The following is a 14,618-nucleotide window of genomic DNA, read 5'->3' on the forward strand; positions in this document are numbered from 1 at the left end:
ATCGCTAGTTGGTCCCGATCTTGGCCAGCAAGTCCACGATGCGGCCCTGCACATCGGCCGTGGTGGCCCGCTCGGCGAGGAACAGCACGCTCTCGCCCGAGGCCAGCCGCGGCAGGTCGGCGGGAGTGATCCCGGCGGTCGTGTAGACGACCAGCGGAGTGCGGTTCAGCAGCCCGTTGGCACGCAGCCAGTCCACGATCCCGGCCCGCCGGCGACGGACCTGCATCAGGTCCATGACCACCAGGTTGGGCCGCATCCGGCTCGCCAGCTCCACGGCGTCGGTGTCCGCGCCCGCCCGGCCGACCTGCAGGCCGCGCCGTTCCAGCGCGGCGGTCAGCGCGGTGGCGATCTCGTCGTGCTCCTCGATCAGCAGGACCCGGGACGGGTGCTGCTCGCTGTCGCGCGCCGCGAGCGCCTTGAGCAGGACGGCCGGATCGGCACCGTACGCCGCCTCGCGCGTGGCCTGCCCCAGCCCGGCCGTCACCAGTACGGGCACCTCGGCGGCCACTGCGGCCTGGCGCAGGGACTGCAGGGCGGTCCGGGTGATCGGCCCGGTCAGCGGGTCGACGAACAGCGCGGCGGGGAACGCCGCGATCTGCGCGTCCACCTCCTCGCGCGAGTGCACGACCACCGGGCGGTAGCCGCGGTCGCTCAGCGCCTGCTGCGTCTGCGCGTCGGGCGCCGGCCACACCAGGAGCCGGCGCGGGTTGTCCAGCGGCTCCGGCGGCAGCTCGTCGTCCACCGGCTGCGGTACGGGCCGGTTGACCACCTCGACGGCTCCCCCGGGGCCGTCCAGCGGCTCCGGGCCCTCGGCGGCGCCCGCTTCGGGAGCCCCTATGGCGAAGGCCCGCCCCTGGGGCGCGGGTTCGGCGAGCCGGCGGCGCCGGCCGGAACCGGAACCCTCCGCGCCCGCGGCGCCAGGGTCCACGGCGATGCCCTGGCCCAGGGTGCCCAGAGCGCGCACGCTGATCGGCTGCCCCGCACCCACGGGCGCCTCACCGGGCCGGCGGGCACCGGGGACGGAGGGCTGCCCGGGGGTCTCGCCGTCCTCGGGGGCGGTGCGCGCGGCGGGCACCGGCCACGCGGGGGTCGCGGGGAGCGCACGCCGCCGCCCGGTCGGGAGTGCGGGCTCCGGACCGTCCGCGGGCTGCTGCGGCTCGGGCTCGGAGGGCGCGCCGAGCACCCGCCGGCCACGGCGTCCGCCCGGGCCCTCGGCGTCGGACTCGGCGGAACCGGAACCCGCGGCGGGTCCGGCCGGCAGGGCGAAGCCGCCCTCGGGGGCGACGGGCCGCGGCGCGGCGGGCGCCGGGATCCCGGTCGCCGGCACCGGGCCGGCGGGCTGCGCGGCCGCCCCGGCCGGCCCCAGCGCCCTGCGGCGGCCCGCCGGGTGCTCGGTCACCGGAACCGGGGGCACCGGCGGCACGGGCGGCAGCGCGGGCAGGACGGTGCCCTGCGGCGGCACGGGCCGGTCGTGCGGGGCGTCGTCACCGTCGCGGCCCCGCCGGCGCCCGGTACCGAGCCCCGCCGGGTTCACCGGGGACTGGGCCAGCTCCGCCGGACCGGCCACGACGCCCTGCGCGGGGGCTTCGCCCTCCGCCCGGCGCCGCCCGGACGGCAGCGCCAGCGCGCCCCCGCCCTCGCGTGCCTCGGAGTTCCTGGGCCCGGAGGTCTCGTCCTCCAGGAAGGCGTCCACCCCGCGCCGGCCCCGCCGGCCGCCGGAGACCGTCGCCGGGGCGGCCTCGGGCTCCGGTGCGGGCTGCTCCTCGGGCTCCGGCAGGGTCACCGTCCCGGCACCCGAACCCAGCGGCAGCTCCAGCACGTACGCCCCGCCGGGCGCGCCGGGTACCTCCACCGTCTGCAGGACACCGCCGTGCGCGGTGACGATGCCCCGCACGATCGGCTCGTGCACCGGGTCGCCGCCCTCGTACGGGCCGCGCACCTCGATCCGTACGACGTCGCCCCGCTGGGCCGCCGCCACCACGATGGTGGAGTCGCCGTACCCGCTGCCCTGGGCGGTCTTGCCGGTGGCGTCCACTCCGGCGACGTCCGCGATCAGGTGTGCGAGGGCGGCTGCGATCCGCCCCTCGTCCACCTCGGCCTCGATCGTCGGGGCGTGGACGGCGAACTGCACCCGGCCGGGGCCGATCAGCTCGACCGCGCCGTCGACACCCGCCGCGACGACGGTGTTGATCAGGGCGTTCTTCTTCTTGAGCTTGTCGCTGCCCGCGTCCAGGCGCTGGTACTCCAGCACGTTGTCCACGAGGGTGGTCATCCGCGAGTAGCCGGCGGCGAGATGGTGCAGCAGCTGGTTGGCCTCGGGCCACAGCTGGCCCCCGTCGTCGGCGGCCAGCGTGGCCAGCTCCCCGCGCAGTTCCTCCAGCGGGCCGCGCAGGGAGTCCCCGAGGACGGCCAGCAGCTGGGCGTGGCGCGCGGCGAGGGCGTCGTACTGGCGCCGGTCGGTGAAGGTCATCACCGCGCCGACGAGCAGTTCCCCGTCCCGTACGGGGGAGGTGGTCAGGTCGACGGCGACGGCCTGACCGGCCTTGTTCCACAGCACCTGGCCGCGGACCCGGTGCTTGCGCCCGCTGCGGAGGGTGTCGGCGAGCGGGGACTCGTCGAAGGGGAAGGGCGAGCCGTCGGCGCGCGAGTGCTGGATCAGCCCGTGCAGCTCGCGGTTGCCGAGGTCGGTGGCGCGGTATCCGAGGATCTGCGCGGCGGCCGGGTTGACGAGGACGACGCGGCCCTCGGTGTCCGTGCCGACGACGCCCTCGGCGGCGGCGCGCAGGATCATCTCGGTCTGCCGCTGGGAGCGGGCCAGCTCGGCCTCGGTGTCCACGGTCTCGGAGAGGTCCCGCACGACGAGCATCAGGAGTTCGTCGCCGGTGTACGGCTGGGGCTCGCGGTAGGCGTCACGGCCGTCGAGGTGGGCGCTGGTGACCTCGACGGGGAACTCGCTGCCGTCGGTGCGGCGCGCGGTCATCCGCTTCGGCTTGGAGCGGCCCTCCTCGCGGTCGCCGGGGCGGCGCATCGAGCCGGGGATCTGCTTGGAGTCGAACTCCGGCAGGAGGTCGAGCACCCCGCGGCCGACGAGCCCGGTACCGGGGCTCTCCATGACTTCGAGGGCGATCGAATTGGCGTTGACGACCGTGCCGTTGGCGTTGACGAGCAACAGCGCGTCCGGGAGCGCGTCGAGTATTGCTGCGAGGCGAGCAGCGCCTCGGGATGGCCTGCTGCTCACGACGAGCTTCCTCCCTGACCACGACTACCGGCATGTCACGGGAGGAGTCTAAGGGCACCGTCCTGCCGTGAGGTGGCGGATGGCCGGGGTAAAACGCGCATCCGCCGCATCGTCCCAGGTCAGGAATGCTCCCCCGGAAGCACAGGTTCCAGGTTCTTCCACCGGGCGATGTCGCAGCCGTTCCTGCGCTGGAAGGTGGTGTCCACCTTCTGGCCGCGCCACGTTCCCGTGACGCGGGCGACGGCCGACCCGCCGTACTGGAACGAGCAGTTCTTGGATTCCGGCTCGGCGAAGGGGTCCTTGCCCTGTTTGGCCAGCGCGTCGAGGCGGGCGCAGGCCTCCTCGGCGAAGGGGTGGTCGCCGCCGGCGGGATGGCACTCCAGCCGGTGCGTGCCGTCGACCAGGCGGTTGCCGCTCTTGGAGATCTCGATGGTGAGCCGGTCGGGTGAGGACAGCAGGCGCCCGAGGGGCAGGGGCGGCAGGGGGCCGGCGGCCGCGGCGGCGAGGGCGGAGGTGACGGCGAAGGCGGCGAGACGCAGCATGGGGCACTCCAGGTCGTCCGTACGTCGTACGCCTCACCAACGACGTTCCCGCTCGGACGTTGCGTGCTTAAGCCTTTGCCCTGCGGCCCCGGCTCCTTGTACCGTTGGGAGCGGATTGGTGAGCGGCCCCGCGGCTGTGTCATCATCTGCACGCACCTTCGTACGCGGGGGTGTGCTGGAGGCGTCGCCTAGTCCGGTCTATGGCGCCGCACTGCTAATGCGGTTTGGGGCTTACACCCCATCGAGGGTTCAAATCCCTCCGCCTCCGCACCTCACCGAAGCCCCGGTCCTGATGGACCGGGGCTTCGGTGCGTTCGGAGGCCGGATGCGTTCCGGCGCGGGGGTGCGTTCGGACGCCGGGCGGGTGCGTGGACCGGGTGGAGGCGTGGGCCGGCGCGTTCAGGGCTTGGAGGGGTTTCGGATGGGCTCCCGTGGGTAGCCCGCCGGGCCCGGCGCTCCTGTGCGGATCCGACCGGACGATCTTCTTCCGGGGTGTTTCCGCAGGTCAGGGGCGTTGTGGCTAATGGATTTCGCGTCCCGGCGAGGTCCATGTATTGTTGTTCTCGCAAGGCCAACGGGGCGAAAAAAACCCGGGAAGCCCAAGCACTCGTAGCTTAACGGATAGAGCATCTGACTACGGATCAGAAGGTTGCAGGTTCGAATCCTGCCGAGTGCACAGCCGAGAGGCCCTCAGGAGAAGTCCTGAGGGCCTCTTTCGTGTGTCCGGGCAGTACTCAAGGCGGAGGGGTCCCCCGGGAGAGCTCAGGGGTGGAATGGCTCCTGAGGGGGACGTGGACCACGCGGACTCCCGGATACGGTTTTCGAAGATCGTTCGAACCTTGATGGGGGCTCTCATGGGACTCTTCGGAAACGCGCACACCGTCGACCCGTCGTCGGCGCAGCGGGACTACGCGCGCCTGCTGGGGAACGGCGAGCAGGTCTACGCGGCGTACCTGCTGGTGCGCGACACGATCCTGTTCACGGACCGGCGGCTGGTCTTCGTCGACAAGCAGGGGCTGACGGGCAAGAAGGTGGAGTACCACTCCATCCCGTACCGGAGCATCACGCACTTCTCGGTGGAGACGGCCGGGCACTTCGATCTCGACGCCGAGCTCAAGATATGGATATCCGGCAGCCCGGCGCCGATCGAGAAGACCTTCACCAAGGGGGTCGACATCTACGAGATGCAGGCGATCCTGACGCAGTTCGTCGCGCGCTAGGCCGGCACGGGCGGAGCGGGGCTCAGGGGCGGCCGGGCAGGACGCGCGGGAGGCCGGTCACCGAGAGCACCAGCGAGTAGAGCGAGGTGGTGGCGGTGATGAAGAGGCGGTTGTTCTTCGGGCCGCCGAAGGCGATGTTCGAAACGGGCTCCGGGACGCGCAGGCGGCCGATGAGGTCTCCGTCCGCCGCGTAGCAGTGCACGCCCGACGCCATCGCGGCCGCCCACAGCCGGCCCTCGTCGTCGAAGCGGATGTTGTCCACCGAGGGGCAGTCCGTGAAGACGTGGTCCCCGCTCAGGGTGCCGTCGTCGCCGACCTTGAAGACTCGGATGTGGCCGGCGCGGGTGTCGGCCGCGTACAGCTCGCTCTCGTCGGGGGAGAAGACCAGGCCGTTCGGCCCGAGGAAGCCGTCGGCGACGAGGCGGACCTCGCCGGTGGCCGGGTCGGCACGGTAGAGGTTGCGGGCGCCGATCTCGCTCGGCGCCCGCCGGCCCTCGTAGTCGTTGGTGATCCCGAAGTCCGGGTCGGAGAACCAGACGGACCCGTCCGAGCGGACCACCGCGTCGTTGGGGCTGTTGAGCCGCTTGCCGTCGTAGCGGTCGGCGATGACGGTGAGGCTGCCGTCGGGTTCGGTGCGGGTGACGCGCCGGTTGCCCTGCTCACAGGTGATCAGGCGGCCTTCGCGGTCGAGGGTGTTGCCGTTGGAGTGGCCGGCCGGGGAACGGAAGACGGAGACCGCACCGGTTGCCTCGTCCCAGCGCAGCATCCGGTCGTTGGGGATGTCGCTCCACACGAGCTGGCGCCAGGCGGGCAGGTACAGGGGGCCTTCGGCCCAGCGGCAGTCGTCGTAGAGCCGTTCCAGGCGGGCGTCTCCGTTGGCGCAGCGGCCGGTACGGAAGCGTTCGTCCAGGATCTCGTACAAGGTGAGGTCAGCTATACCCAACATGATTCCCCCAGATGAGTGAAGCTCCGAATTGTGTTCGGTGTGATGGTGAGATTGCAGGATCAGGTACCGTCTTCGCAAGAGCCGGCGGGCTCAACCGGCCCAAGGGGCTCGACGGGCCGGCGGGCCCACGGGAGGCAGACGGCGTGGACGACATCGACCGGGCGCTCGTCCTGCGCCTCCAGCAGGACGCGGGCCAGTCCTACGCCGCACTCGGCGCGGCCGTGGGGCTCTCGGCCGGGGCCACCCACGAGCGCGTACGCAAACTGCGCGAGCGCGGGGTCATCCGGCGGACCACCGTCGACGTGGACCCGGCCGCGGTCGGCAGCGGGGTGCTGGCCTACGTGATGGTCGACTCCAACGCGTGGATGGGCGAGTCGGCGGAGGACTTCGCCGCCATCCCCGAGATCCAGGAGGCGCACATCATCGCGGGCAGCGCCTCGGTGCTGGTCAAGGTGCGCACGGCCACCACCGAGCAGCTCCAGGACGTCCTGCGGCGGCTCTACGCCATCGACGGGGTCAGCGGGACGCAGGCCACCGTGGTCCTGGAGACCTTCTTCGAGCGGCCGCTCCCGCTGTGACCGCCCCCGCCGCGGGCTGGTGGTGCACCGGGATCCGGTGGAGCGCGGGGGGTCCCGCCATCGGGTGGTGCGGGCGCGGGGAGCGCGGCAGCCCACTCGCCCCGGGGCAGCGGCTGGCCTTCACCGCCCGCGGCGAGCGGCACTGCCTCGGCGTGCGGCGGGCCGGGAAGCGGACCCCGTGCCCGGTGGCCCGGTCGGTGCCGGGCCGGGCGGGGAGCGCCCAGTGCCCCGAGTGCGCCCGGCTGGACCGGTCGTTCTCGGTGGCCGCGGACACCAATGCGGCCGACCCGCGGACCTACCGCGTCTACCTGGCGTGGTTCGGGCCCGGGATGGTCAAGGTCGGCATCACCGCCGAGGAGCGGGGTCCGGTCCGGCTGCTGGAGCAGGGGGCGGTCACCTGGGCCTGGCTGGGGCGCGGCCCGCTGATGGCGGCGCGCCGGACGGAGGAGCTGCTGCGGGCCGCCCTCGGGGTGCCCGACCGGATCGCGTACGCCCGCAAGCGCGCCGTACGGGCCCGGCTGCCGGAGGAGCCCGAGCGGGCCCGGGAGGTCGCCGAGCTGTACGCGCGGGCCGCCGCGCTGCCCGGGTGGCCGGAGTCTCTGGAGCGGGTGGGGTGCGAGATCACCGACCACGCCGGGCCGTTCGGGCTGGCCGGGCTGCCGGAACCGGCCCGGCTGGTCACGGAGCTGGTGCCCGGCGGGACCGTCGTCGGGCGGCTGGCGGGGGCCGCCGGACCCGACCTGCACTTCGCGGACGGGCTCGTGGTGGACACCCGGCTGCTGGCCGGATGGGAGCTGTCCGCCGCCCCCGAGGGTGCCCGCACCGACGTACCGCTGACCACCGTCGCGCCCGCGCCGCCCGAGGCCGAGCAGGGCGGACTGTTCTGACGCGGGGCAAGGTCAAAACTTGGATCCCTTTGGCCTCCCGGGGCCGAATCTGATGGACATGCCAAGGGGCTTCCGCCGAGGGTGGGGACATGAGCATTCAGCCCGTTCCGGCGTTCGAACCGCCTTACGTGATGGCCGTATTCACCAATGTCCGCACCTCCGACGAGAGCGGCTATCCGGAGACCAGCGCCCGGATGGACGAGATCGTCAAGGAGAACCCCGGGTTCCTCGGCTACGAATCCGCCCGCACCCCCGGCGGCCTCGGGATCACCGTCGCGTACTTCCGCGACCACGAGTCCCTGCGCGGCTGGCGGGAGGACCTGGACCACCAGGCGGCCATGAAGCAGGGCCGCGCCCACTGGTACGAGAGCTACACCCTGCACGTCGCGACCGTCGAGCGGAGCCACGGCTTTGCCCGCAACGGCTGAGGCGGTCCGCGCGTTCCGCGAGCGGCTCGGCCTGCCGGGACTGGTGGACGTCCACACGCACTTCATGCCGGAGCGGGTGCTGGCGAAGGTCTGGGACTACTTCGACGCCGTCGGTCCGCTGACCGGCGTCGCATGGCCCATCACCTACCGGCACGAGGAGGAGCGGCGGGTGGCGCTGCTGCGGGAGTTCGGGGTCCGCGCCTTCACCTCCATGCTCTACCCGCACAAGCCCGCGATGGCCGCCTGGCTCAACGCGTGGGCCGCGGACTTCGCCGCCCGCACCCCCGACTGCCTGCACACCGCGACCTTCTTCCCCGAGGCGGACGTGGCGGCGTACACCGCGCAGGCCGTGTCCGACGGGGCCCGGGTCTTCAAGGCGCACCTCCAGGTCGGCGGCTACGACCCGAACGACGACCGGCTCGACCCGGTCTGGGGCCTGCTGGCCGAGGCGGGGATCCCGACCGTCGTCCACTGCGGTTCGGGGCCCGCCCCGGGCAAGCACACCGGACCCGGGCCGGTCGCCCGGCTGCTGGCCCGCCACCCCCGGCTGCCGCTGGTCATCGCGCACATGGGGATGCCCGAGTACACGGACTTCCTCGACCTGGCCGACCGGTACCCCGAGGTGCGCCTCGACACGACCATCGCCTTCACCGACTTCTCGGAGCGCCTCGGGCCCTTCCCGCCGGGAGAGCTGGGGCGGCTCGCCGACCTCGGGGACCGGATCCTGCTGGGCACCGACTTCCCGAACATCCCCTACCCCTACGAGCACCAGCTGGAGGCACTGGAACGGCTCGGCCTCGGCGACGACTGGCTGCGCGCGGTCTGCCACGACAACGCCGCCCGCCTGTTCGGCCTCCCCCTTCCCTGAGCGCTCTCGGACGGGACCGCCCTTTCTCAGGAGATTCACAGGAAGGGGCAAGAACGCTCTCAGGGGCGGCCGCCAGCGTGGGGCCATGACCGCGACGACCACCTCCCACGCGTCCACGTCCACCGGCAACCCGACGGCCCTGCTGCGGCCCGACGGCGGACCCTGCCGGGTCCTCGTCGTCGACGACGAGGCCTCGCTCTCCGAGCTGCTCTCCATGGCCCTGCGCTACGAGGGCTGCGAGGTCCGCAGCGCGGGCGACGGGGCGGGCGCCGTCCGGGCCGCGCGGGAGTTCCGGCCGGACGTGGTGGTCCTCGACATCATGCTCCCGGACATGGACGGGCTGGCCGTCCTGGGACGGCTGCGCCGTGAGATCCCGCACGTCCCGGTGCTGTTCCTGACCGCCAAGGACTCCGTCGAGGACCGCATCGCGGGCCTGACGGCGGGCGGCGACGACTACGTCACCAAGCCGTTCAGCCTGGAGGAGGTCGTGGCCCGGCTGCGCGGGCTGGTGCGCCGCTCCGGCGCCGCGCAGGCCGCCCGCGGCGGCTCGGTCCTGACCGTCGGCGACCTGCGTCTCGACGAGGACAGCCACGAGGTCGTGCGGGGCGGTCAGGAGGTCCACCTGACCGCCACCGAGTTCGAGCTGCTGCGCTACCTGATGCGCAACCCCCGCCGGGTGCTCAGCAAGGCGCAGATCCTGGACCGGGTGTGGTCGTACGACTTCGGCGGCCAGGCCAACGTGGTGGAGCTCTACATCTCCTACCTGCGCCGGAAGCTGGAGGGCGGCACCGGTCTGCCCCCGATGATCCACACCCGGCGCGGCGCCGGCTACCTGATCAAGCCGGCCGACTAGTGGCCCTCCGGCGTCCCTGGTCGCTGCGGACGCGGCTGGTCGTCTCGGCGGTGGCGCTGATCGCCGTCGTGGGCGCGGCCATCGGCACCGTCACCACCCTCGCCATGCGCTCCCGCCTGGTCGGAGAGCTCGACAACCAGCTGAAGACCTCCGTCGAGATGGCCGTCCGGGGCCCCGGTGCCGCCAAGGCGGCCCGCGACGCCGGCCTCGGCTTCGTCTTCGCCCCCGGCTCCCCGATGGGCGCCGCCGGGATCCGCCTCGACGCGGAGCGCACGGTGATCGGCGGCGCCCGGATCGTCCCCGTGTCCGGCCAGAACCTCGACCACCGCGAGCTGCTCACCGAGGCCCAGACCGAGGCCCTCGCGGCGGTCGCCCGCAAGGCCGGCCACGGCCGCACCGAACCCGTGGACGCCGACCTGCCCGGCCTCGGCGCCTATCGGGTCGTCTCCGCCCCCGACGGCACCCTGGTGCTCGCCTTCCCGCTCCAGGGCGTCGACTCCACCGTGCGCGCCCTGATCGCCGTCGAGGTCTGCGTCACCCTGGCCGGTCTGATCGCCGCCTCCCTCGCCGGGCAGGTCCTCGTCGGGGTCGCCCTGCGCCCGCTGCGCCGGGTCGCCGCCACCGCCACCCGGGTGTCCGAACTCCCCCTGCACAGCGGCGAACCCGCCCTGCACGAGCGGGTCCCGGACGCCGAGGCCGACCCCCGCACCGAGGTGGGGCAGGTCGGTGCCGCCCTCAACCGGATGCTGGGGCACGTCTCCTCCGCGCTGACGGCACGCCAGCAGAGCGAGACGCAGGTCCGGCAGTTCGTCGCCGACGCCTCCCACGAGCTGCGCACCCCCCTCGCCTCCATCCGGGGCTACGCCGAACTCACCCGCCGGGGACGGGAAGAGCCCGGCCCCGACACCCGGCACGCCCTGGGCCGGATCGAGTCCGAGGCCACCCGGATGACCGGACTGGTCGAGGACCTGCTGCTGCTGGCCCGGCTGGACGCGGGCCGCCCGCTGTCCTTCGAGGACACCGACCTGGCCCCGCTCGTCGTCGACGCCGTCAGCGACGCCCGTGCCGCAGGCCCCGGCCACCACTGGCGCCTCTCCCTCCCCGACGAGCCCGCACCCGTCCGCGCCGACGCGGCACGGATCCAGCAGGTCCTGGTGAACCTCCTCGCCAACGCCCGCACCCACACCCCGCCCGGCACCACCGTCACCGCCCATGTTTCACGTGAAACATCCGCCGTCCGCCTGCTGATCGAGGACGACGGCCCCGGGATCCCGCCAGAGCTGCTGCCGCACGTCTTCGAGCGCTTCGCCCGCGGCGACGCCTCCCGGTCCCGCTCGGCGGGATCGACCGGGCTCGGCCTCGCCATCGTCCAGGCCGTGGTCGGCGCGCACGACGGACGGGTCGGCGTACGCAGCGAGCCGGGCCGGACCTGCTTCGAAGTGCTGCTCCCGCTGGCGGCCCACGACCCCGGCACGCACTCACAGACGGCGCACAGGCTCACCACACCGAGGTGACAGGGCGTCCGGCGAGGGTCGGAACATGCCAACCGACACCTCTCCCGACGCCCTCCCGGCCCGGGCGCCGCTCGCGTCCGCGCCCGGCGAGCCCGTACTCGACGTGGTGATCCCGGTCTTCAACGAGGAGAAGGACCTCGGCCCCTGCGTACGCCGGCTCCACGCCCACCTCACCCGCACGTTCCCGTACGCCTTCCGCATCACCATCGCCGACAACGCCAGCACCGACCGCACCCCCGAGGTCGCGGCCGGGCTCGCCGCCTCGGTCGAGGGAGTACGCAGCTTCCGGCTGGAGGAGAAGGGCCGCGGACGGGCCCTGCGCACCGTCTGGTCGTGCTCGGAGGCCCCCGTCCTCGCGTACATGGACGTGGACCTCTCCACCGACCTGAACGCGCTGCTGCCGCTGGTCGCCCCGCTCATCTCCGGCCACTCCGACCTGGCCATCGGCACCCGGCTGGCCCGCTCCTCGCGCGTCGTGCGGGGAGCCAAGAGGGAGTTCGTCTCCCGTGCCTACAACCTGCTGCTCCGCTCCTCCCTCGCCGCCCGGTTCAGCGACGCCCAGTGCGGGTTCAAGGCCATCCGGCGAGAGGTGGCGCAGCGGCTGCTGCCGCTCGTGGAGGACACCGGCTGGTTCTTCGACACCGAGATGCTGGTACTCGCCGAGCGGGCCGGGCTGCGGATCCACGAGGTGCCGGTGGACTGGGTGGACGATCCCGACTCCACGGTCCACATCGTGAGGACCGCCACCGAGGACCTGAAGGGGGTCTGGCGGGTGGGCCGGGCGCTGGCGGTCGGAGCGCTCCCGCTCGACCGGCTCGCCCGCCCCTTCGGAGACGACCCGCGCGACCGCACGGCCCTGCCCGGGGTACCGCGCGGGCTGGCCCGCCAGCTCCTCGGCTTCTGCGTGGTCGGGGTGCTGTCCACCCTCTGCTACCTCGCCCTGTACTCCCTCTTCCGGCTCGGAGCCGGGCCGCAGACCGCCAACGCGGCCGCCCTGCTGCTCTCCGCCGTGGCCAACACCGCCGCCAACCGGCGGCTCACCTTCGGCGTCCGGGGCCGCGACCGGGCCGTCCGCCACCAGGCCCAGGGGCTCGTGGTCTTCGCCATCGGACTGGCACTGACCAGCGGTTCGCTCGCCGCCCTCGACGCGGCCGCCGTGAACCCCGCCCACAGCACCGAGCTGGCCGTCCTGATCACCGCCAACCTCGCCGCCACCGTGCTGCGGTTCCTGCTCTTCCGCGCCTGGGTCTTCCCCGAGCGGCGCACCACTCCCGTGAAGGACGACCACCGATGACCACCGCGCCAGCCCCCTTCGACTCCCCCTTCCCCGAGCGGCCGCCCGCCGCGGCAGCGGGCACCGCCGCGCACCGGGCCGGCGCCGTGCGCCCGCGCTGGGAGCGGCCCGCCTACGCGGCGCTGCTGCTCGCCACCGCCGTGCTGCTGCTGTGGAACCTGGGGGCCTCCGGTTACGCCAACTCCTTCTACTCCGCCGCCGTTCAGGCCGGTTCGGAGAGCTGGAAGGCCTTCTTCTTCGGCTCCTCCGACGCCGGGAACTCCATCACCGTAGACAAGCCCCCGGCCGCCCTGTGGCCGATGGCGCTGTCCGTCCGGCTGTTCGGGCTCGGCTCCTGGCAGATCCTCGTACCCCAGGCCCTGATGGGCGTCGGCACCACCGCCGTGCTGTACGCGGCCGTGCGGCGCCAGTTCGGGGCCGGGGCCGCCCTGCTGAGCGGTGCCGCCTTCGCGCTCACGCCCGTGGCCGCGCTGATGTTCCGCTTCAACAACCCGGACGCGCTGCTGACGCTGCTGCTGACCGTCACCGTGTACTGCGTCCTCCGGGCCCTGGACGGGGCGCGGACGGGGTGGCTGGTGGCAGCCGGCGCGGCGATCGGCCTGGGCTTCCTGACGAAGACCCTGCAGGCCTTCGTCATCCTGCCGCCGCTGGCCCTGCTGTACGCGGTCTGCGCGCCGACCCGGCTGCGCCGCAGGCTCGGGCAGCTGCTGCTCGCCGGGCTGGCCGCGGTGGTGTCCGGCGGCTGGTGGGTGGCCGTGGTGGAGCTGTGGCCGGCCTCCTCCCGCCCGTACATCGGCGGCTCGCAGAACAACTCCTTCCTGGAGCTCACCTTCGGCTACAACGGCCTCGGCCGGCTGAACGGCGACGAGACGGGCAGCGTCGGCGGCGGGCGGGCCATGACCGGCGGGGCCGGGGGTTACGGGATGCCCGAGGGGGGCCCGGGCCTCAGGGGCGGCGGCTGGGGGGAGACCGGCATCGACCGGCTGTTCTCGGGGAACGTGGGCGGCCAGATCTCCTGGCTGCTGCCGGCGGCGCTGGTGCTGCTGGTGGCCGGGCTGGTGGTCACCTGGCGGGCCCGCAGGACCACGGACTCCCTGGAGGGCATGGCCCGCGCGGCGTTCCTCGCCTGGGGCGGCTCGCTGCTGATCACCGTGCTCGTCTTCAGCTACATGCAGGGCATCTTCCACGAGTACTACACCGTCGCGCTCGCGCCCTTCGTGGCCGCGCTGGTCGGCATGGGAACGGCCGTGCTCTGGGAGGAGCGGGGCGGGAAGGCGGCCGCGCTCACCCTGTCCGGGACGCTGGCCCTGACCGCCGTCTGGTCGTACGTACTCCTCGGCCGTTCCTCCGGCTACCTTCCGTGGCTGCGCTGGGCGGTACTGGCCGGGGGGCTGCTCGCCGCCGTCCTGCTGCCGTTCGCGGCCCGCCTCGGGCGCCGGGTGCTGCTCGCGACGGCCGCGCTGGGCCTGGGCGCGGCCCTGGCGGGGCCCCTCGCCTACTGCCTGACCACCGTCGGCACGGGCCACACCGGATCCATCCCGACGGCCGGCCCGGCGGTGGCCGGCGGCCGGGGCGGCCCGGGCGGGATGCGTTTCGGCCCCGGAGCCGAGCAGCTCGCGGGCGGCCCGGGAGCCCCCACCGGCCAGGGCGCGCCGGGCGGGTTCCCCGGCGGAGCGCCGCAGGGCGGTGGCCCGATGGGCGGCCCGGGTGCGACGCGGCCGAACGGCGGTGCCCCGGGCGGGACTCCCGGCGGCCAGGGCACCCCGGCCGGCCAGGGCGGCCGTGAACGCCTGGGCTTCGCCGGCGGCGGTCCCGGGGGGCTGCTGGGCGGTACCCGGGTCGGCGCGGACGCCAAGGCCGCGCTGAGCGGCGGCGCGGACCGCTACACCTGGGCGGCGGCCACCATCGGCTCCCAGAACGCGGCGAGTTACCAGCTGGCCTCCGGCGCGCCCGTGATGCCGATCGGCGGCTTCAACGGCAGCGACCCCTCGCCCACGCTGGAGCAGTTCAAGGCGTACGTGAAGGCGGGGAAGATCCACTGGTTCATCGCCCAGGGCGGCGTCGACGGCGCCTCCGGCGAGGGGGGTGCCGGTGCGAACCGGCCGGGAGGCACGGGAGGCCCCGGCGGGGCGGCGGGTTCGGCCATCGACAGCTGGGTGAAGGCGAACTTCAAGGCCACCACCATCGGCGGAGCCACCTTCTACGACCTGACGACCCCCTAGCATCAAGAGGGCGGACCGGGCATTCCGG

12 protein-coding genes and 2 tRNA genes are annotated in these 14,618 nt (G+C 73.8%); 11 read left to right on the forward strand and 3 right to left on the reverse strand.

What is annotated here, in order from left to right:
- Positions 1-4: 4 nt before the first annotated feature.
- Positions 5-3,238, reverse strand: coding sequence for a PAS domain-containing protein (locus ACQKM2_RS06090; RefSeq protein WP_427707076.1), 3,234 nt, complete (start codon positions 3,236-3,238; stop codon positions 5-7).
- A gap of 119 nt (positions 3,239-3,357) precedes the next feature.
- Positions 3,358-3,780, reverse strand: coding sequence for an SSI family serine proteinase inhibitor (locus ACQKM2_RS06095; RefSeq protein WP_427707078.1), 423 nt, complete (start codon positions 3,778-3,780; stop codon positions 3,358-3,360).
- A 177-nt stretch (positions 3,781-3,957) separates the two neighbouring features.
- Here ACQKM2_RS06095 and ACQKM2_RS06100 point away from each other — a divergent pair.
- From ACQKM2_RS06100 to ACQKM2_RS06110, 3 genes are all read left to right on the forward strand, one after another.
- Positions 3,958-4,048, forward strand: a tRNA-Ser gene (locus ACQKM2_RS06100).
- A gap of 335 nt (positions 4,049-4,383) precedes the next feature.
- Positions 4,384-4,456, forward strand: a tRNA-Arg gene (locus ACQKM2_RS06105).
- 178 nt (positions 4,457-4,634) lie between these two features.
- Positions 4,635-5,000, forward strand: coding sequence for a PH domain-containing protein (locus tag ACQKM2_RS06110; RefSeq protein WP_007265334.1), 366 nt, complete (start codon positions 4,635-4,637; stop codon positions 4,998-5,000).
- Positions 5,001-5,022: 22 nt separating this feature from the next.
- Here ACQKM2_RS06110 and ACQKM2_RS06115 read toward each other — a convergent pair whose 3' ends face one another.
- Entirely contained in the window at positions 5,023-5,946 is a 924-nt protein-coding gene (locus tag ACQKM2_RS06115) for an SMP-30/gluconolactonase/LRE family protein (protein WP_427707080.1), read from the reverse strand.
- Between the two features lie 143 nt (positions 5,947-6,089).
- Here ACQKM2_RS06115 and ACQKM2_RS06120 point away from each other — a divergent pair, with 143 nt between their 5' ends.
- From ACQKM2_RS06120 to ACQKM2_RS06155, 8 genes are all read left to right on the forward strand, one after another.
- Complete coding sequence (locus ACQKM2_RS06120) at positions 6,090-6,524, forward strand: Lrp/AsnC family transcriptional regulator (RefSeq protein ID WP_007265336.1); 435 nt, start codon at positions 6,090-6,092, stop codon at positions 6,522-6,524.
- Complete coding sequence (locus ACQKM2_RS06125; RefSeq protein ID WP_427707082.1) at positions 6,521-7,411, forward strand: DUF2797 domain-containing protein; 891 nt, start codon at positions 6,521-6,523, stop codon at positions 7,409-7,411. The genes ACQKM2_RS06120 and ACQKM2_RS06125 overlap by 4 nt, the downstream gene beginning before the upstream one ends.
- A gap of 89 nt (positions 7,412-7,500) precedes the next feature.
- Complete coding sequence (locus ACQKM2_RS06130) at positions 7,501-7,839, forward strand: antibiotic biosynthesis monooxygenase family protein (RefSeq protein WP_427707083.1); 339 nt, start codon at positions 7,501-7,503, stop codon at positions 7,837-7,839.
- Entirely contained in the window at positions 7,823-8,707 is an 885-nt protein-coding gene (locus ACQKM2_RS06135; protein WP_427707084.1) for an amidohydrolase family protein, read from the forward strand. Before ACQKM2_RS06130 ends, ACQKM2_RS06135 begins: the two co-directional genes overlap by 17 nt.
- Positions 8,708-8,792: 85 nt before the next feature.
- Positions 8,793-9,560: a response regulator transcription factor gene (locus ACQKM2_RS06140; RefSeq protein ID WP_427707085.1), complete on the forward strand. Its 768-nt coding sequence runs from the start codon at positions 8,793-8,795 to the stop codon at positions 9,558-9,560.
- Complete coding sequence (locus ACQKM2_RS06145) at positions 9,560-11,074, forward strand: ATP-binding protein (RefSeq protein WP_427707086.1); 1,515 nt, start codon at positions 9,560-9,562, stop codon at positions 11,072-11,074. The genes ACQKM2_RS06140 and ACQKM2_RS06145 overlap by 1 nt, the downstream gene beginning before the upstream one ends.
- 25 nt (positions 11,075-11,099) lie before the next feature.
- On the forward strand, positions 11,100-12,368 hold the full coding sequence (locus tag ACQKM2_RS06150) for a glycosyltransferase (RefSeq protein WP_427707088.1): 1,269 nt from the start codon (positions 11,100-11,102) through the stop codon (positions 12,366-12,368).
- Complete coding sequence (locus ACQKM2_RS06155) at positions 12,365-14,590, forward strand: glycosyltransferase family 39 protein (protein WP_427707089.1); 2,226 nt, start codon at positions 12,365-12,367, stop codon at positions 14,588-14,590. Before ACQKM2_RS06150 ends, ACQKM2_RS06155 begins: the two co-directional genes overlap by 4 nt.
- Positions 14,591-14,618: the final 28 nt, after the last annotated feature.

The organism is Streptomyces sp. NPDC004126, assembly GCF_050275515.1.
Classification (GTDB): domain Bacteria; phylum Actinomycetota; class Actinomycetes; order Streptomycetales; family Streptomycetaceae; genus Streptomyces.